Origin of the sequence: Saccharothrix obliqua (genome assembly GCF_019375475.1) — a bacterium.
Classification (GTDB): domain Bacteria; phylum Actinomycetota; class Actinomycetes; order Mycobacteriales; family Pseudonocardiaceae; genus Actinosynnema; species Actinosynnema obliqua.
In genome coordinates this window covers 740,032-756,837 of sequence record NZ_JAHXGQ010000001.1, presented here as the reverse complement: position 1 = coordinate 756,837, position 16,806 = coordinate 740,032, and the positions used below count along the sequence as shown (strand labels likewise).

Annotated in this window: 14 protein-coding genes; 3 read left to right on the top strand and 11 right to left on the bottom strand. The window is 72.7% G+C overall.

Annotated features, from left to right (window positions below; genetic code table 11):
- The first annotated feature begins 1 nt into the window (after window position 1).
- Window positions 2-1,009, top strand: coding sequence for a ribosome small subunit-dependent GTPase A (rsgA, locus tag KZQ38_RS03770; RefSeq protein WP_308258263.1), 1,008 nt, complete (start codon window positions 2-4; stop codon window positions 1,007-1,009).
- Between the two features lie 120 nt (window positions 1,010-1,129).
- Here rsgA and pruA read toward each other — a convergent pair whose 3' ends face one another.
- Window positions 1,130-2,755 carry an L-glutamate gamma-semialdehyde dehydrogenase gene (pruA, locus tag KZQ38_RS03765; RefSeq protein ID WP_219438364.1) on the bottom strand — a complete coding sequence of 542 codons (1,626 nt, stop codon included), beginning with the start codon at window positions 2,753-2,755 and terminating at the stop codon, window positions 1,130-1,132.
- A gap of 37 nt (window positions 2,756-2,792) precedes the next feature.
- Between pruA and KZQ38_RS03760 the strand changes: the two genes are divergently transcribed.
- Window positions 2,793-3,161 (top strand): VOC family protein, encoded by a 369-nt coding sequence (locus KZQ38_RS03760; protein ID WP_308258222.1) that lies wholly within the window; start codon window positions 2,793-2,795, stop codon window positions 3,159-3,161.
- Between the two features lie 25 nt (window positions 3,162-3,186).
- Here KZQ38_RS03760 and KZQ38_RS03755 read toward each other — a convergent pair whose 3' ends face one another.
- From KZQ38_RS03755 to KZQ38_RS03745, 3 genes are read right to left on the bottom strand one after another with little or no spacing between them, the layout of a single operon-like run.
- Window positions 3,187-3,678, bottom strand: coding sequence for a DUF6912 family protein (locus KZQ38_RS03755; protein ID WP_219438359.1), 492 nt, complete (start codon window positions 3,676-3,678; stop codon window positions 3,187-3,189).
- Complete coding sequence (locus KZQ38_RS03750; RefSeq protein WP_219438357.1) at window positions 3,675-5,060, bottom strand: WS/DGAT/MGAT family O-acyltransferase; 1,386 nt, start codon at window positions 5,058-5,060, stop codon at window positions 3,675-3,677. Before KZQ38_RS03750 ends, KZQ38_RS03755 begins: the two co-directional genes overlap by 4 nt.
- A gap of 9 nt (window positions 5,061-5,069) precedes the next feature.
- Window positions 5,070-5,726, bottom strand: coding sequence for a phosphotransferase (locus KZQ38_RS03745; protein WP_219438355.1), 657 nt, complete (start codon window positions 5,724-5,726; stop codon window positions 5,070-5,072).
- Window positions 5,727-5,814: 88 nt separating this feature from the next.
- Between KZQ38_RS03745 and KZQ38_RS03740 the strand changes: the two genes are divergently transcribed.
- On the top strand, window positions 5,815-6,561 hold the full coding sequence (locus KZQ38_RS03740; RefSeq protein ID WP_219438353.1) for a TrmH family RNA methyltransferase: 747 nt from the start codon (window positions 5,815-5,817) through the stop codon (window positions 6,559-6,561).
- Between the two features lie 469 nt (window positions 6,562-7,030).
- Here KZQ38_RS03740 and KZQ38_RS03735 read toward each other — a convergent pair whose 3' ends face one another.
- From KZQ38_RS03735 to mtrB, 7 genes are all read right to left on the bottom strand, one after another.
- Complete coding sequence (locus KZQ38_RS03735; RefSeq protein WP_372452202.1) at window positions 7,031-7,441, bottom strand: HAD-IA family hydrolase; 411 nt, start codon at window positions 7,439-7,441, stop codon at window positions 7,031-7,033.
- A gap of 172 nt (window positions 7,442-7,613) precedes the next feature.
- Window positions 7,614-10,511, bottom strand: coding sequence for a preprotein translocase subunit SecA (gene secA, locus KZQ38_RS03730; protein WP_219438348.1), 2,898 nt, complete (start codon window positions 10,509-10,511; stop codon window positions 7,614-7,616).
- Between the two features lie 295 nt (window positions 10,512-10,806).
- Window positions 10,807-11,301 carry a hypothetical protein gene (locus tag KZQ38_RS03725; RefSeq protein WP_219438346.1) on the bottom strand — a complete coding sequence of 165 codons (495 nt, stop codon included), beginning with the start codon at window positions 11,299-11,301 and terminating at the stop codon, window positions 10,807-10,809.
- A 203-nt stretch (window positions 11,302-11,504) separates the two neighbouring features.
- Entirely contained in the window at window positions 11,505-12,185 is a 681-nt protein-coding gene (gene hpf, locus KZQ38_RS03720) for a ribosome hibernation-promoting factor, HPF/YfiA family (protein ID WP_219438344.1), read from the bottom strand.
- A gap of 431 nt (window positions 12,186-12,616) precedes the next feature.
- On the bottom strand, window positions 12,617-13,255 hold the full coding sequence (locus KZQ38_RS03715) for a ComF family protein (protein WP_219438342.1): 639 nt from the start codon (window positions 13,253-13,255) through the stop codon (window positions 12,617-12,619).
- Window positions 13,256-13,345: 90 nt separating this feature from the next.
- A complete protein-coding gene (locus KZQ38_RS03710) occupies window positions 13,346-15,082 on the bottom strand; it encodes an LpqB family beta-propeller domain-containing protein (protein ID WP_219438340.1) in 1,737 nt (578 codons plus the stop codon).
- Window positions 15,079-16,800: an MtrAB system histidine kinase MtrB gene (mtrB, locus tag KZQ38_RS03705; RefSeq protein WP_219438339.1), complete on the bottom strand. Its 1,722-nt coding sequence runs from the start codon at window positions 16,798-16,800 to the stop codon at window positions 15,079-15,081. Before mtrB ends, KZQ38_RS03710 begins: the two co-directional genes overlap by 4 nt.
- Window positions 16,801-16,806 lie beyond the last annotated feature (6 nt).

Here is a 16,806-nt window from a genome sequence, read left to right as displayed (position 1 = left end):
CGTGGCCCGCGACTGGCGGCGGATGGACGAGTCCGACGTGCGGGTGCGGCCCGGCAAGGGCACGCGCCCGCGCAGCAAGCGGCGGCCGGAGCACGCCGACGCCGTGCCCGCGATGGTCGTCGCGGTGGACCGGGGGCGGTGGACGTGCGCGGTCGAGGACGACCCCGGCCGGTTGGTGACCGCGATGCGTGCGCGTGAGCTGGGGCGCACACCGGTCGTGGTCGGCGACCAGATCGGGTTGGTCGGCGACACGTCGGGCAACCCGGACGCGCTGGCGCGGATCGTGCGGGTGAACGAGCGGCGGTCGGTGCTCCGCCGCACCGCCGACGACACCGACCCGTTCGAGCGGGTCGTGGTGGCCAACGCCGAGCAGCTGGTGATCGTGTCGGCGCTGGCCGACCCGCAGCCGCGGCGGGGTTTCATCGACCGGTGCCTGGTCGCCGCGTACGCCGGTGGCCTGGAGCCCCTGCTGTGCCTTACCAAGTCGGACCTCGCGCCCGCCGACGAGCTGGTGTCGGCGTACGCCGAACTCGACCTGCCCGTGGTCGTCACGCGGTCCGACGTGGACCCGGCGGAGCTGCGCGAGCGGCTGGTGCACCGGCTGTCCGCGTTGATCGGGCACTCGGGGGTGGGCAAGTCCACGCTGGTGAACCGGCTCGTGCCGGACGCGAACCGGGCGGTCGGCGTGGTGAGCGGCGTCGGGAAGGGCAGGCACACGTCCACGCAGGCCGTCGCGCTGCCGCTGCCCGAGGGCGGGTGGGCGGTGGACACGCCCGGCATCCGGTCGTTCGGGCTGGCGCACATCACGCCGGACGACATCGTGGCGGCGTTCCCCGACATGAAGGCGATGGCGGAGGAGTGCCCGCCGGGGTGCGGCCACCTGGGCGCTCCGGAGGACCCCGACTGCATGTTGGACGAGTTGGTCACGTCCGGGGAGGCTTCTCCGGGGCGGTTGGCGTCGTTGCGGCGGTTGTTGGAGTCCCGGGGGAAACTCGAGGAGTACGACTGAGGAGTCCAGCCACAAAGCGGGGTACACCACACAGCAGGCACAGCACAAAGCGGGGTACCACCACAAAGCAGGCACCAGCCACACCGGGCACCAGCCAAGAACCGGGCACCGCCAGGAGCCTCACCCCATGTGCGGATACCCGACCCCCGTCGGCGGCACGAAGGTCTCCTTGATCGTCCGCGAGCTGACCCACCGTTGCAGGTTGAAGATCGACCCCGCCTTGTCGTTGGTCCCGGACGAACGCCCACCCCCGAACGGCTGCTGCCCCACCACCGCACCGGTCGGCTTGTCGTTGACGTAGAAATTCCCGGCCGCCGACCGCAACGCCCGCGCCGCCTGCTCCACGGCCGCCCGCTCGGTGGCGAACACCGCGCCGGTCAACGCGTACGGCGTCGAATCGTCCACAAGCTCCAGCACCGACGCGTAGTCCCCGTCCTCGTACACGTGCACCGAGAGGATCGGTCCGAAGTATTCGGTGGTGAACATCTCGTGCCGCGGGTCGTCGCCGACGAGCACCGTGGGCTCCACGAAGTACCCGACCTCGTCCGAACAGGAGCCCCCCGCCAGCACCTCGACCCCGGCCCACTCGCGGGCACCGGTCAGCACCGCCTCGTGCCGGGCGTACGCCCGCGCGTCGATCACCGCACCGCCGAAGTGGCGGAAGTCCGTCACGTCGCCGTACGACAGGGAACGGGTCGCGTCCGCCAGCTCGTCGCGGATCTTCGCCCACACCGACCGCGCCACGTACGCGCGGGACGCCGCCGAGCACTTCTGGCCCTGGTACTCGAACGCGCCCCGCACCAGACCGGTGACCAGTGCCGCCGGGTCGGCCGACGCGTGCGCGACGACGAAGTCCTTGCCGCCGGTCTCGCCCACGATCCGCGGGTACGACCGGTACCGGTCCAGGTTCCCCGCCATGGTGCGCCACAACGCTTTGAACGTCCTGGTGGACCCGGTGAAGTGGAGTCCGGCGAAGTCCGGGTCGGCCAACGCCACCTCGGACACGGCCGCGCCGTCGCCGGTGACCATGTTGACCACGCCCGGCGGCAACCCGGCCGCTTCCAGCAACCGCATCGTGTGGTGTGCCGCGAGTTGCTGCGTCGGCGACGGCTTCCACACCACCGCGTTCCCCATCAGCACGGGCGCGAGCGGCAGGTTGCCGGCGATGGCCGTGAAGTTGAACGGCGTGATGGCGACGACGAACCCGTCCAGCGGGCGGTGGTCGAACCGGTTCCACGCGCCGGGGCCGGACTCCGGTTGCTCCGCGAGCAGCCGCCGCGCGAAGTGCGCGTTGAACCGCAGGAAGTCGATCAGCTCGCACGCCGAGTCGATCTCGGCCTGCTGCACGGACTTCGACTGGCCGAGGACGGTCGCGGCGTTCAGCGTGTCCCGCCACGGCCCGGCGAGCAGGTCGGCCGCCTTGAGCAGGATCGCGGCACGCACGTCGAACGGCAGCTCCGCCCAACCCGGCGCGGCGCGGCGGGCGGCGCGCACGGCGTCGGCGACGTCCTCGCGGGTGGCCTGCGCGGTGACGCCGAGGACGTGCCGGTGGTCGTGCGGCTGGACCACCTCGACGCGGTCGCCGCCCGCCATCCGCTGCCTGCCGTCGACGGTGGTGGTCAGCTCGTGCCGCACGCCTTCGAGTTCCGCGATGCGACGGCGGAGGGAGTCGCGCTCCGGGCTGCCGGGCGCGTAGGTCCGAACGGGCTCGTTGACCGGGCCGGGCACTTCGGTGACCGCGTCCATGCCGCCATGGTGGCACGCGGTAGTACGGTGCGCAGCCGTGGCGAAAGTGACCGGCATCGGCGGCGTCTTCCTCCGCGCCCGCAACCCGGTGCGGCTGGCGGAGTGGTACCGGGCGCAGCTCGGCGTGCAGATGAACGACCGCGGCGCGGTGACGTTCCACTGGGAAGCGGCGGAGACGACGACGTTCGCGTTGTTCGCCCACGACACCGACTACTTCGGCGAGCCGGGGCAGCGGGCGATGCTGAACCTGCGCGTCGACGACCTGCCCGCGCTGCTGGCGGGGCTGCGCGAGCGGGGCGTCGAGGTGCTGCCGCAGACCGAGGACTCGGAGTTCGGCAGGTTCGGGTGGATCGTGGACCCGGAGGGCAACCGCATCGAGCTGTGGGAACCGGCTCCGGGCATGTGACGCCGCGCGAAGCCCCACCCCGCCGCTACATCAGCTCCAGCACGAACGGCAGCTCCTGCGGCGCGTACCACGCCAGCTCGTGGTCCTCGGCCTCGCCCAGCGCGAACTCGGCGTCCGGGTCCCCGAGGTCGGCCGCGTCGACGACCTCCGCCGCCTCCCGGACCGCGTCCTCGGCGTCGGAGGTGTCCAGGTGGATCGCGGCGATGAGCTTCATCGGCACGGTCCCGGTCACCTTGACCACGGAGAAGTCCAGGTCCGGCCGCAGCCTCGCGTCCTCCACGTCGGCCGCGACCACCGCGCGGCGCGGCACGGGCTTGTCGTCGTGCGCGAGCAGCCGCAACGACGCGCGGGCCGCGTCCAGCATCGCCGAATACTCCAGCTCCTCGGAGTCGCCGGTCGCGTAGGACTCGCGCAACGCCGGCGTCAACGCGAAACCCGTGCCGCCGACCGGCGTGAACTCGCCGCGCTCCACGAGGTCGCGCAGCATCGCGACGGTCGCCGGGAGAAACACCCTCATTGAGACACCGTTCCCATCAGTTCCTCCACAGACTCCTCGACCATCGCCGCGAGCACGTCCACATCGGACATCGCGTCCCGGTCGGCGTTCAGGCCGAAGTACACACCACCGTCGTACGAGGTGACGCCGATCGAGAGCGCCTGGTTCTTCGCCAGCGGCACGACCGGGAACATCTCGATCATCTTCGCCCCCGCCGCGTACAGCGGCACCTGGGGACCGGGCACGTTCGTCACCACCACGTTGAACAGCCGCCGCGAGAACGAGCTGGCGGCCCGCGCGCCCAGCGCGTGCAGGGTGGGCGGCGCGAATCCGGAGAACCGCACGAGGGTCTGCGCGGCGACCTGCTGGCCGGACTCCTGGTGCGCGCGCATCGCGTGGCTCACGTGGTGCAGCCGCACCACCGGGTTGGGTTCGCCGACCGGCAGGTCCACCAGGTACGCGGCCACCTGGCCGCCCCCGGGACCACCGTCGCGCACGGACATCGGGGTCATGGCGCGCATGGTCGTCTGCGCGGTCACCACCTCCCCGCGCGACAGCAGCCAGGTGCGCAGCGCGCCAGAGAGCACCGCGAGCACCCCGTCGTTGACGGTGCCGCCGTGGGCGCGGCGGATGGCGCGGAACTCGTCCAGGCGCGTGCGGGTGACCGCGAACCGCCGCTGCGGCGAGATGCGGACGTTGAGCGGGCTGACCGGCGCGGGGGTGGCGGCGGTGCGCAGGGCCGACGCGAGTCCGCCGAGCGCGCCGGTGACCTTGCGGACCGTGGCGACGGTGTCCATGGTGGCGCTGCGGACGTTCTCCACCAGCTCGCCGGGTCGCTGCACGGCCTCGGCGACCGCGTCGGCGACCAGTTGCAGGCCGGTCGGCGCGGGCCGCGGCATCCACAGCGCCGCCGAGGGCGGGCCGGGCGCGGGCGTCGGGTCCAGCACGACCTGGCCGATCTCGGGCGCGCCGATGCCGTCGACGACCGCCTGGTGGGTCTTGGTGATCACCGCGGTCCGGTTCCGGGCCAGGCCCTCCACCAGGTACACCTCCCACAGCGGGCGGCTGTGGTCCAGCGGCCGGGACATCAGGCGCGCCACGAGTTCGTGCAGCTGACCGTCGTGGCCGGGTTTGGGCAGGGCGGAGCGCCGCACGTGGTAGGTGACGTCGAAGTCCTGGTCGTCCACCCAGACGGGGCGGGCGAGCCTGCCCGGCACGGGCACCACCTTCTGCCGGTAGCGGGGCACCAGCGACAGCCGCTCCTCGATCAGGTCGACCAGCCGGTCGTAGTCGAAGCCCGCCTTCGGCCGGCGGAACACCGCGACGCCCCCGACGTGCATCGGCGTCGTGGAGTCCTCCAGGTACAGGAACGAGGCGTCGAGCGCGGACAGGCGGTCGGGCATGTCGCCAGGCTAGTCGCTACAGCTCGCCACCAGCCTGCGCACGGCGTCGACCTCGACCGGGTCACGGGCGTGCCGGGCGAGCCGGATCTCGGCGGCGGCGGGCATGGCGCGGCGGACACCGCGGTCCGCGCCGGCCAGGAAACCGCGCACCAGGCGTGAGCGGACCAGGCGCTTGACCGGTCTCAGCGGTGCGACGGCGATGGCGAGCCAGCTCAGCGCCACGTCCACCCGGCGGTCGCCGCGCTGGGCCGACGCCCAGTCCACCACCACCGGGCCGGCGGGGCCGAGCACGACGTTGCCGGGGTGCAGGTCCAGGTGCAGCAGGCGGCCGTCACCGGGCAGGAACCCCGGCGCGCGCACGTCGTCCAGGCTGCGGTGCAGGCGGGCCAGCTCGCGGCCGAGCGCGCCCGCGCGCCACGGTTTCGCGTCCAGCTCCTGCGACATGCGCGGGCCGGGGACGTACTCCATGACCAGGTCGCGGCCTGCCGCGTCGTGCACCCGGGGCACCGGCAGGCCGCGCGCGTGCAGGTACCGCATGAGGGCCGCTTCGGGCTCCAGGTCCCGCCCGGCGCGGCTGCGCTTGAGCAGCAGCCCGTCCGGACGCAGGTAGACGTCCGACTCCCGGCCGCGGGCCAGCAGACGGTGCGCCTCGTCGCGCGGTGTCATGTGACGATCATCATGCTTGATCGCCGGGAAACAAGCCCCAAACGGGTGCTAAAGACGACCGTTCCTCTGCTCGGGGGAGAATCACCGGGTGGACATCTCGCCCAAGGACCGGTTCGTCACCGTGTACGGCCGCAAGCCCGTGCTCGAAGCGCTCGACGACCCCCGGTTGGAAGTGGACAAGGTGCTGCTCGCCGAGGGTGCGCGCGGCCCGGCGGCGCGGGAGATCATCGAGGCGGCGCACCGGCGCGGCGTCGAGGTGCGGCGGGCGTCCGCGCAGCGGGTGAAGGTGCTGGCCGGCAACGGGCGGCACGACCAGGGCGTGCTGGCCGACGTGGTCGCGCCGCGGATGCTGCCCCTGGCGCACGGCCTGGCCGCCCGGCCGCGCCGCGTGCTGCTGCTGGACGGCATCACCACGCCCGCGAACGTGGGCATGATCCTCCGCACCGCGACCGCCGCCGGGATGGACGGGATCGTGCTGCCGCGCCGGGGCGTGGCGTCGATCGACCCGCTGGTGGTGAAGGCGTCCGCCGGCGTGGCGTTCCGCGCGCCGGTCCTGAAGTGCGCCACGGCGGGCGAGGCGGCGGCCGACCTGCGTGCCGCCGGGTACCCGGTGTACGCGTTGGACGCGGGCGCGCGGGAGACCGTCTACTCGGCCGACCTGCCGGACCGCGCGGTCTACGTGCTGGGCGGGGAGACCGAGGGCATCTCGGACGACGTGCGGCCACACGTGACCGGGTGGCTGTCCATCCCGATGGCGGCGGGTGTCGAGTCGCTGAACGTGGCGAGCGCCGCGGCGGTCCTGTGCTTCGAGGTGGTCCGCCGCTCGCTGGGCTGAGCCCGGCGGGCCGGCCCGCCCGGCACCGCCGGCCGAGCGCGCCACCCGCTCCCGGACCCCCAGCGGCCCGGGGTGCCCCTCGCGCTCACCACCCCCGGCCCGCCCCGCCTCGGCGTGCGGCGCGAGCGCCGGAGGGCCGCTCCGACACCCGCGCCGCTTCACCGCGGACCGGCTCTCGCGGCGTGCCCGCGCGACGAAGGTGGTCGCCGCCGTGCCGCGCCCCGCGCCGGCCCTACCCGGGGTCCCGCCACCGGCGGTGGGGACCCGGTGCCGCGACCCTGCCGCGACCCCGACCGGATCCACCCGCACACCGTCACCCGAACCGCTCCGCCGGCCCGAAGACGCGGAACCTCCGAAATGCCCTGCCCGGTTCCTTTTGGGGATTTCCGAACCATTCGAACGTACGCGCCGCGAAGGTGCACCGGCAATTCACCGCACGAGTGGTGAACCACAGCGGAAGGTCACCGCATTAGCTCGCCAGGGGGATGTCGAACAGCACTTCGAGTTCCGCGATGGTGGCGGGCACCGACCGGTGGTGCACGCCGACCATCCCGACGGCCGCCGCGCCGCGGACGTTGACCGCGAGGTCGTCGACGAACGCGCAGTCGGCGGGTGCGACGTCGAGCCGCGCGGCGACCAGCAGGTACACCCGCGCGTCCGGCTTGGCGACACCGGCCTCACCGGACGTGACGACGGCGTCGAACAGGCCGTCCCACTCCCGCGGCGGCGACCACAGGCCGTCCGCGTTGGACAGGATCGCCGTGCGCACACCGTGCCGACGCACTTCCCGGACGGCCGTCAGCAACGGCGGTTCGGGTGCGGCGAAATCGTCCCCGAGATCGGTCAGCACGCCGCCGAAGTCCAACACCAATCCGCGCACGCGCACCTCCGCCGCACCGGGAATTCACCAGACAAACCACCGCCGGAAAACACGACCCCACCGCGCCGGAGAACAACCCGACCGGGCCGGGCGCGGTGACCGGCGGGTCCCGGAGACGACACCGCCGGACCCCGAACGGGATCCGGCGGCGGTCGGGCGCGTGAACGGTCGGCTACTGCTGCTTGCCGCCCTTGCGGTTGGCCTTCTCCTGGGCGCGGGCCGCGGCGCGGCGCTCCTTGCGGGTCCCGCCCGGCTGGCCCGCGCGCTGCGGCTTGCCGTCGTCGGACGTCTCCGCGTCACCGCTCTCCGACGGGCCGCTGTAGGTCAGGCCCTGCTGGCCGCCCCGCTGGTCGAGGCCCTTGCCGCGCAGCGCGGGCGGGATGGCGTTGCCGCTGGAGAGCTGCGCCAGCGCCGGCCCGGCGGGCGCCGCGTCCTGCGGCCGGGCGTCCTGGGGCTTGGCGTCCTGGTTGGCCGCCGCGGCGGCGGCACGCGCCCGCGCCCGGCTGCCGGTCAGCGGACCCGCGCCCGCCGCGATGGACACCTGCACCGGGGGTTCCGGCGCGGGCTCCGGCTCGGCGGCCTCCACCTGGAGGTTGAACAGGAAGCCGACGCACTCCTCGCGCAGGGCGTCGAGCATCCCGTTGAACATGTCGAAGCCCTCCCGCTGGTACTCGATCAGCGGGTCGCGCTGCGCCATGGCGCGCAGGCCGATGCCTTCCTTCAGGTAGTCCATCTCGTACAGGTGCTCGCGCCACTTGCGGTCCAGCACGGACAGCAGCACGCGGCGCTCCAGCTCGCGCATCGCGCCCGGACCCACCCGGCCGTCGATCTCGGCCTCGCGGGCCTCGTACGCGGCCAGCGCGTCCGCCTGGAGCTTCGCCTTCAGGGACTCCTTGGTGAGGTCCTCGTCGTCGGCCTCGAGCAGTTCCTTGTGGTCCAGGGTGATCGGGTACAGCGTCTTGAGCGCCGTCCACAGCTGGTCCAGGTCCCAGTCCTCGGCGTAGCCGTCGGCGGTCGCGCCGTCCACGTAGTCGCCGACCACGCTGGTGATCATGTGCTCGACCTGGTCGCGCAGGTCCTCGCCGGCCAGCACGCGGTGGCGCTCGGCGTAGATCACCTTGCGCTGCTCGTTCATGACCTCGTCGTACTTGAGGACGTTCTTGCGGATCTCGAAGTTCTGCTGCTCGACCTGGGTCTGCGCGGACCGGATGGCGCGGGTGACCATCTTGTGCTCGATCGGCACGTCGTCCGGCACCCGCAGCCGGGTCATCACGTTCTCGACCATGGTGGCGTTGAAGCGGCGCATCAGCTCGTCCTTCAACGACAGGTAGAACCGCGACTCGCCGGGGTCGCCCTGGCGGCCCGAGCGACCGCGCAGCTGGTTGTCGATGCGCCGCGACTCGTGGCGCTCGGTGCCCAGCACGTAGAGGCCGCCCGCCTTGCGGACGTCCTCCGCCTCGGCCTTGACCTCGGTGGTGACCTCTTCGATGAGCTTCGCCCAGGCGGCCTCGTACTCGTCGGGCGTCGCCACCGGGTCCAGGCCGCGTTCACGCAGCTCCTGGTCGGCGATGATGTCCGGGTTGCCGCCCAGCACGATGTCGGTGCCGCGGCCCGCCATGTTGGTCGCGACCGTGACGGCGCCCTTGCGGCCCGCCTTCGCGATGATCAGCGCCTCGCGGTCGTGGTGCTTCGCGTTCAGCACCTCGTGCGGCACGTTCTTCTGCACCAGCAGTTTGGACAGGTACTCGGAGCGCTCGACGCTGGTCGTGCCGACCAGGACCGGCTGGCCCTTCTCGTGGCGCTCGACGATGTCCTCCGCGACGGCGAGGAACTTGGCCTCCTCGGTCTTGTAGACCAGGTCCGCCTCGTCGCGCCGCTGCATCGGCCGGTTGGTGGGGATGGGCACCACGCCCAGCTTGTAGGTCTGGTGGAACTCGGCGGCCTCGGTCTCGGCGGTACCGGTCATGCCGCCGAGCTTCTTGTAGAGGCGGAAGTAGTTCTGGAGGGTGATCGTGGCCAGCGTCTGGTTCTCGGCCTTGATCTCCACGCCCTCCTTCGCCTCGATCGCCTGGTGCATCCCCTCGTTGTAGCGGCGGCCGGCGAGCACGCGGCCGGTGAACTCGTCCACGATCAGGACCTCGCCGTTGCGGACGATGTAGTCCTTGTCCTTCGTGAACAGCTCCTTGGCCTTGATCGAGTTCTGGAGGTACCCGACCAGCGGCGTGTTCGTGGAGTCGTACAGGTTGTCGATGCCGAGCTGGTCCTCCACGAACTGGACGCCCTGCTCGGAGACGCCGATGGTGCGCTTGCGCTCGTCCACCTCGTAGTGCACGTCGCGCTTCATCCGCGTGGACAGGCGCGCGAACTCGACGTACCAGCGGGACGACTGGTCCGCCGGGCCGGAGATGATCAGCGGGGTGCGGGCCTCGTCGATGAGGATCGAGTCGACCTCGTCGACGATCGCGAAGAAGTGGCCGCGCTGGACGGTCTCGTCCAGGCTCCACGCCATGTTGTCGCGGAGGTAGTCGAAGCCGAACTCGTTGTTCGTGCCGTAGGTGATGTCGGCGTAGTACGCGTTGCGGCGCTCCTCGGGCGTCATCTCGGCGAGGATCACGCCGACCGTGAGGCCGAGGAAGCGGTGGATGCGGCCCATCCACTCCGCGTCGCGCTTGGCGAGGTAGTCGTTGGTGGTGACGACGTGGACGCCCTCGCCGGCGATCGCGTTCAGGTAGGCGGGCAGCACGGAGGTCAGCGTCTTGCCCTCACCGGTGCGCATCTCGGCGATCTGCCCGAGGTGCAGCGCCGCGCCGCCCATGAGCTGGACGTCGAAGTGGCGCTGGCCGAGGGTGCGCTTGGCGCCCTCGCGGACCACCGTGAACGCCTCGGGCAGCAGCTCGTCGAGGCTCTCGCCCTCGGCGTAGCGCTTCTTGAACTCCGTGGTTTTCTGGCGCAGCTCCGCGTCGGAGAGGTCGACGACATCGTCTTCGAGGCTGTTGATGTGCGCTGCGATGTTGCGCAGGCGCTTGAGCATCTTGCCTTCGCCGGCGCGGAGCAGTCGGGACAGCACCATCTCGGGTCGACCTCATTACCTCATCGCGACGCGCCCGCGGGCGAGCGCCTTCCACCGGCTCGCCACGGCCATGACGAGCCCACACCACCCGCCATCGTAGGCAAGTCGTGAAGGTGTGTGCACAGACACAGGTAGGAAGGGGTGCGGAACACCGCGCTCCACCCGCCCGCCCACCCCCCGTTCCGCCGAACGCCCGACCCCCTGCCGCGCCCCGTCCGGGGCCGTGGGGGCGATGACTTCGGGCGGTGACTTCGGGGTTCGCTCCCCCGGTGGGAGTTCAGGTGATTTCGGCACGCTATCGGCGCGTCGCGCCCGCGGGGGCGGGGCGGCAGCCGGCGGGGAGGGCGGCGCGGGTCGGCACCGCCGGCGGACCGGAGAGGCGCGCGCCGGCGGGGCGCACGGGCGGCCGGCTGATCGGCGGCGGGTGGGTGCCCGGCGGCGGGTAGGTGCCGGGCAGCGGGCGGGTGCCCAGCGGCGGGCGGGTGCCCAGCGGCGGGCGGGTGCCTGGCAGCGGGCGGGTGCCTGGCAGCGGGCGGGTGGCCGGCGGCGGGTAGGCGGCCAGCGGTGGACGGGTGGCCAGCGGCGGACGGGTGGCCAGCGGCGGACGGGTGGCCAGCGGCGGACGGGTGGCCAGCGGCGGACGGGTGGCCAGCGGCGGGTAGGCGGCCAGCGGCGGGTAGGCGGCCAGCGGCGGGTAGGCGGCCAGCGGCGGGTAGGCGGCCAGCGGCGGGTAGGCGGCCGGCAGCGGGTGGGTGGCCGGCGGCGGGCTGGGGCAGCGCGGGGTGGGCACCGGGTCCGGGGTGTCGCGTGCCGCCCTGGTCGGCGATCCCGGTCGCGAGGTGGGGAAGCGGGTGGGCCCGGTGCCCGTGGCGATGAGGGGACGGTCCGGCGGGGTGCCGGACGGGCGGAGAGGGGCGGCCCCGGCGAGGGGTGCCGGGGCCGCGGAGGTTGGTGGGGCTGGTTGGTCAGGGTGGGTGGGTCACGCCTGCCTGGTCACGCCAGCCTGATCACGCCGTAGTCGAAGCCCTTTCGGCGGTAGACGACGCTGGGACGTCCGCAGTCCGCGTCGGAGAACAAATAGAAGTCGTGGCCGACCAGCTCCATCTCGTAGAGGGCCTGGTCCACGGTCATCGGCTTGGCCGTGTGCTCCTTCTCGCGCACGATCTGGCCGGGCCGGTACTCCTCGTCGTCGGTGTCCCAACGGCCCTGGGCGGGGACTTCCGCCACACCCTCGCGGGTCGGCTCGGCGTCCGCTTCGAGCACCGCGGTGTGGCCCAACCACATGCCCTGCGCCTGCCCGTCGTGCTCGGCCACGACCGGCGGCAACCCGCTGGTCGCCTCCGCCACCGACCTCGGACCGCGGCGCCCGTGGTGCACCCGCCTGCGGTCGTGGACGCGGCGCAGCCGGTTTTCGAGCTTCGTGATCGCGGAGTCCAGGGCGGCGTAGAAATCGCCCGCGCACGCTTCCGAGCGGACCACCGGGCCACGTCCCTTCCCCGTGATCTCCACCCGCTGGCAGTTCTTCGACTGCCTGCGGTTCGGCTCGTGGAAAAGCTCCACGTCAAAACGGATGACCTTGCGGTCGTACCGCTCCAGCCGGGCCAGCTTCTCGGTGACGAGCACCCGGTAGTGATCGGGCACCTCTACGTTGCGGCCCTTAACGACGATGTCCATACACGACCTCCCTCGCGTTGCTGCGAGCAATGGCTTTCGGATCGTTGCGACACCGGTCCCGCGATCGCCTTCGCGGGTTTGTCGCCGAGGGATGTCCTCAGCGCTCGACCGGTGCCAGGGTCATGGGCTGTTCGCCTCCTCCCCGCGTGCCGGGAACGCTGATTGCGGTGCACGTTAGCCCGGTATTCGCCGCTGCGACAGCCCCCGAGGCGGGGGAAATCCATGATTTTCCGGCCGTGACGCAGAGCGACGGAAATCCGGCACCGGCGGTGCCCCAGGAGGGCGCACCGGAGCGCGACGCGAGCGGAAGCTCACCCGAACGGCTCAGCACCGTGCCGGTGGTCGTCGGCGTGGTGACTGGGCCGAACAGCGTCCGATCGCGCCTCATATCCGGCCAACGCCCGAACGCGCCTCCGGGTTCCCGACCGGAATCACTCGTGTGGGTGGGTGCGGCGCGCCGTCGTCAGCGTCAGGACGGCGGGTACCCGGAAACCACCGATCTTCAACGCCGAAACGCACGCCGATGCCGTCGCACCGGTCGTGACCACGTCATCCAGCAGCACCACGGCCGCACCCGGCGGTGGCAGGCCGCCCGGCACGAGCCGCACCCGGCCCGCGAGGTTCGCCCGCCGCGCCGCCGCGCCCAGCCCGACCGAGTCCGCCACGCCGGGCCCGAACGCCAGTGCGCACGCCACCGGCAGGCCCGCACGCCGGACGATTCCCACCAGGTGGGAGCCACCACGCCGCCGGGCGGCTGCGCGGCGTGACGGCACGGGCACCAGCCGCCATTCCCGGAACTCGCCCGGATAGCGCCGCGGCAGTTTCGGCACGGCCGCCGCCACCAACGCCCCGAAGACCGGCACGAGGTCGCGCCGCCCGCGCTCCTTCAACGCGAGCACGAGTGCGCCGCCGGGCCCGCGGTAATCGGCGAGCGCGAACACGGGCGGCCCTTTGCCGGGCACGTCGACCCGTCTCGGCGCGCCGAACGCGGCGAGGCACCGCGCGCAGCAGCTCGCGCCCTCCGCCCGGCACCCGGCGCAACGGGGTGGAAACAGCAGGTTGATCGGCATGTGATCGAGCCTGCCGGCGGGGTACGACAATTCCGGGCCCGATCCACACCGGGCGCTATCACTCGAAAGGGTGGATAATGCGGCGGGATTTCAGCCCGGGTAGAACGCCTGGGCCCCGGCGTCGACCTTCACGCCGCTCGCCCGCCACACGTCGCCCACGTCGCCCGCGCTCCACAACCCGCTCTGGTCCACCGCCACCACGTTGCGCCCCGGCGCGGCGGCCACCGAGGCGACCGGCACGGTCAGGTTCGACGTGTTGTACCGGTCGATCTTGAGCCCGTCCACGTTCACCTTGGCGATCGGCCACGACGGCAACGACGTGCTCGCCACCAGCACGTCCTGCGCCAGCCAGTCCACCGACAACGTCGCCGTGCCCAGCACGGCGGGCTGGAGGTTGCGCGCCAGCCGCACGGACACCGACGAGTCGCCGTCACGCACCACGGCCGCCACCACCAGGCGACCGCCGACCACGGCCGCGACGCGCGTGCCGTCCCGGGACAGCCGCAGCTCGGTGATCGACCCGAACTGGGTCAGCTCCGACGCGTTCACGGCGTTCGCGATCCAACCGGCGTCGGTCTTGATCACGCGGACCACGTTCGCGCCGTCGACGACCGTCCACACCTCCGCGCTCGGGTCGCCCGCACGGCCGCTGAGCAGCCACGTCGGCCTGGTCAGCGTCATCGCGGGCAGGTCGACCGCGGACAACGCCTCCTCCACGTTGCCCACCCGCAGCCGCACGGCCTTCTCGTCCAGCCTGCTCACCACGGCCAGCTCCGCGCCGTCCAACGACTGCGCCGCGCTGACCACCTGGTACTCACCGGTGCCCGCGGGACCGCGCAACGCCTCGCCGGTCGCCATCCGCCGCACCTGGCCGCCACTGGCCACCAGGCCGCTCAGGTCCGCGTCCGGCGTCACCAGCGCCTCGCCGGACTGGATGTCGGCGGGCCGCCACTCGATCTGCTCGGCGGAGATCGGCGCGCCCTCCACCAGGATGCGGATGCGGCTGCTGGTCACGCCGGCCAGCGACTTCACCACCTGCCCGACGACGAACTTGCGCATCTGGGCGGTCAGGTCGCCGACCTTGGTCAGGTCGACCTCCAACGCCCCGTCGTCGGCTTCGTGGGTGTCCTTGCGCTGCGCCGCGCCGTTGGGCACCGCCGTGGCCAACGCGCCCCGGAGACCCACCGCGGGCCCCTTGAGCAGCAGTTCGGTCACCCGGCGCGGGATGGACGTCGACGGCGGCACGACGACGTACCGCGGGTCGGGCACCAGCACGGTGAAGTCGGGGTTGTAGAAGTACAGCGTCACGCGGCGGTAGTTGGCGTGGAAGCCGATCAACGGCACGTAGATGCCGTTGGGCGGCTCGGAGATGCGCCACTCGCCGTCCTTGTCGGTCTCCAGGCCCACCGGCGCGGACAGGTCGCCGACCCGCTGCACGAACGAGTTGTCGACCTCCAGCGAGCCCACGTTCTTGCCCTGGAGCAGCACGGTCCGGTGCTTGGCGTCGGTCAGCAGGTCGCCGCCGGTCGGGACGGTGCTGAAGGTCGAGTCGATGATGGTCGGCGTGCCCTTGGTGTCCCACTTCCGCTTCGCCTCGTCGGTCAGGTACGCCCTGGCCGCGGCGTAGTCGCCCTCCGGGTTGGCCGCGGCGTTGACGAACTCGCGGACCAGGCTCAGCGGGTCGATGCCCTTGACCGGTTTCGGCGCGGCGGCCTCGGTGGCGCTGCCCGCCGATGGATTCACCGGGATGGGTGATGTCTGGGTGGGGATGGCGGCGCAGCCGGCCAGGGCCAGCACCGCCGACAACAACACGACCAGGCGCTTCACCGGACCTCCTCGCGGTCGCCCGCCACGGGTTCGGCGGGCTGCCAGGTCAGCTCGCCCTCGGTCAGCTCCACCTCCCCGGTCGGCTCCTCCTCGGCCTCCGCGGGCACGGCGGGCAGGTCCGGCGGCTCCAGCGGCAACGGGCTGGCGGTTAGCTCGTGCCCCCGCCGGCACGGCAGCGTCAGCCGGAACACGGCGCCGTGGCCGCGCTCGCCCCACGCCTCCAGCCAGCCGCCGTGCAGCCGCGCGTCCTCCAGGCTGATGGACAGCCCGAGGCCGGTGCCGCCGGTGCGCCGGTTGCGCGACGGGTCGGCACGCCAGAACCGGTTGAACACCAGGTCCGCCTCACCGGCCCGCAGGCCCACGCCGCGGTCGCGCACGGTCACCGCCACCGCGTCGCCGTCACCCCGCAGGGTCAGCTCCACGGGCAGGCCCTCGCCGTGGTCGATGGCGTTGGCCAGCAGGTTGCGCAGGATGCGCTCGACGCGGCGGGAGTCCAGCTCGGCCGTCACCTCGTGGTCGGGCATGTCCATCACGATCTCGGTGCCGCTGCTGTTGGCGATGGCCCGCACCGAGTCGTGCGCGCGCCGCGCCAGCACCCGGATGTCGACCAGCTCGGCCGCCAGCTCCTCCACGCCCGCGTCCAGGCGGCTGATCTCCAGCAGGTCGCCGAGCAGCGACTCGAACCGGTCCAGCTCGTCCACCAGCAGCTCGGTGGACCGGGCGAGGCCGCTGGGGAACTGCTCGCGGGAGGCGTGCAGCACGTCCGCCGCCATCCGCACCGTGGTCAGCGGTGTGCGCAGCTCGTGCGACACGTCCGAGGTGAACCGCCGCTGGAGCTGGCCGAACTCCTCGAGCTGGTGGATCTGGCGCTGGATGCTCGCGGCCATCTCGTTGTACGACTCGGCCAGGCGTGCCACGTCGTCCTCGCCGACCACGGGCATCCGCTCGTCCAGGCTGCCGTCCGCGAACCGCTCGGCCACCTCGGCGGCCTGCCGCACGGGGCGCACCACCTGCCGCGTCACCAGGTTCGCGATCACCGCGAGCAGCAGGAGCAGCACCAGGCCGCCGACGACCAGCGTCGACTGGACGACCTCGGCCGTGGCCTGCTCGCCGGTCAGCGGGAACAGCAGGTACAGGTGCATGGCCCGCGCCGAGCTGTTCACGGGCTTGCCGACGACCAGCAGCGTGGTCGGTCCGGTGCTGCGCTCGACGGTGTGGATCTGGTAGCCGGCGCTGCCCCGTTCGAGCATCTTGGTCAGGCCCTCGGGCACGTCCTGCCACGGGCCGACGGCCGTCGGCAGCCCGTCCGAGCCGACGCCGGCCGGGTCGACCAGCGCGGGTTCGAACGCGCCCGCGCCGGACGACGTGGCGTCCAGGCCCGCGCCCGCCGAGCTGATCTTGTTCAAGGCGGCGGTGAACCGCGCCTTGACGCTGTCGGGGCCGGGGTTCAGACCGGACAGGTCGGGCTGCACGGCCGCGGCCGACGCCTCGGTCTGCCGGATCGCCGCCTCGGTCTTGGTCTCCAGGAGCTGACCCGTGATCTGCACCTGGAGCACCATGCCCAGCACGAACACCACGGCGGAGGACAGCGCGAGCGTGCTGACCACGACCCGGAGCTGGAGCGACCGCCGCCACAGCTCGCCGAACGCGGCGGCCCGCCGCCGGGCGCGCTCGACCCCGCGGCGAAGCTCGCGGACCGCGGGATCAAGCACCTTCATCGGGCG

Bases quoted from the DNA above. Each gene is read 5' to 3' on its own strand.
- KZQ38_RS03745 (WP_219438355.1), bottom strand. From the start codon at position 5,726: ATGACACCGCGCGACGAGGCGCACCGTCTGCTGGCCCGCGGCCGGGAG.
- mtrB (WP_219438339.1), bottom strand. From the start codon at position 16,800: ATGAAGGTGCTTGATCCCGCGGTCCGCGAGCTTCGCCGCGGGGTCGAG.
- KZQ38_RS03755 (WP_219438359.1), bottom strand. From the start codon at position 3,678: ATGAGGGTGTTTCTCCCGGCGACCGTCGCGATGCTGCGCGACCTCGTG.
- hpf (WP_219438344.1), bottom strand. From the start codon at position 12,185: ATGGACATCGTCGTTAAGGGCCGCAACGTAGAGGTGCCCGATCACTAC.
- KZQ38_RS03715 (WP_219438342.1), bottom strand. From the start codon at position 13,255: ATGCCGATCAACCTGCTGTTTCCACCCCGTTGCGCCGGGTGCCGGGCG.
- KZQ38_RS03750 (WP_219438357.1), bottom strand. From the start codon at position 5,060: ATGCCCGACCGCCTGTCCGCGCTCGACGCCTCGTTCCTGTACCTGGAG.
- secA (WP_219438348.1), bottom strand. From the start codon at position 10,511: ATGGTGCTGTCCCGACTGCTCCGCGCCGGCGAAGGCAAGATGCTCAAG.
- pruA (WP_219438364.1), bottom strand. From the start codon at position 2,755: ATGGACGCGGTCACCGAAGTGCCCGGCCCGGTCAACGAGCCCGTTCGG.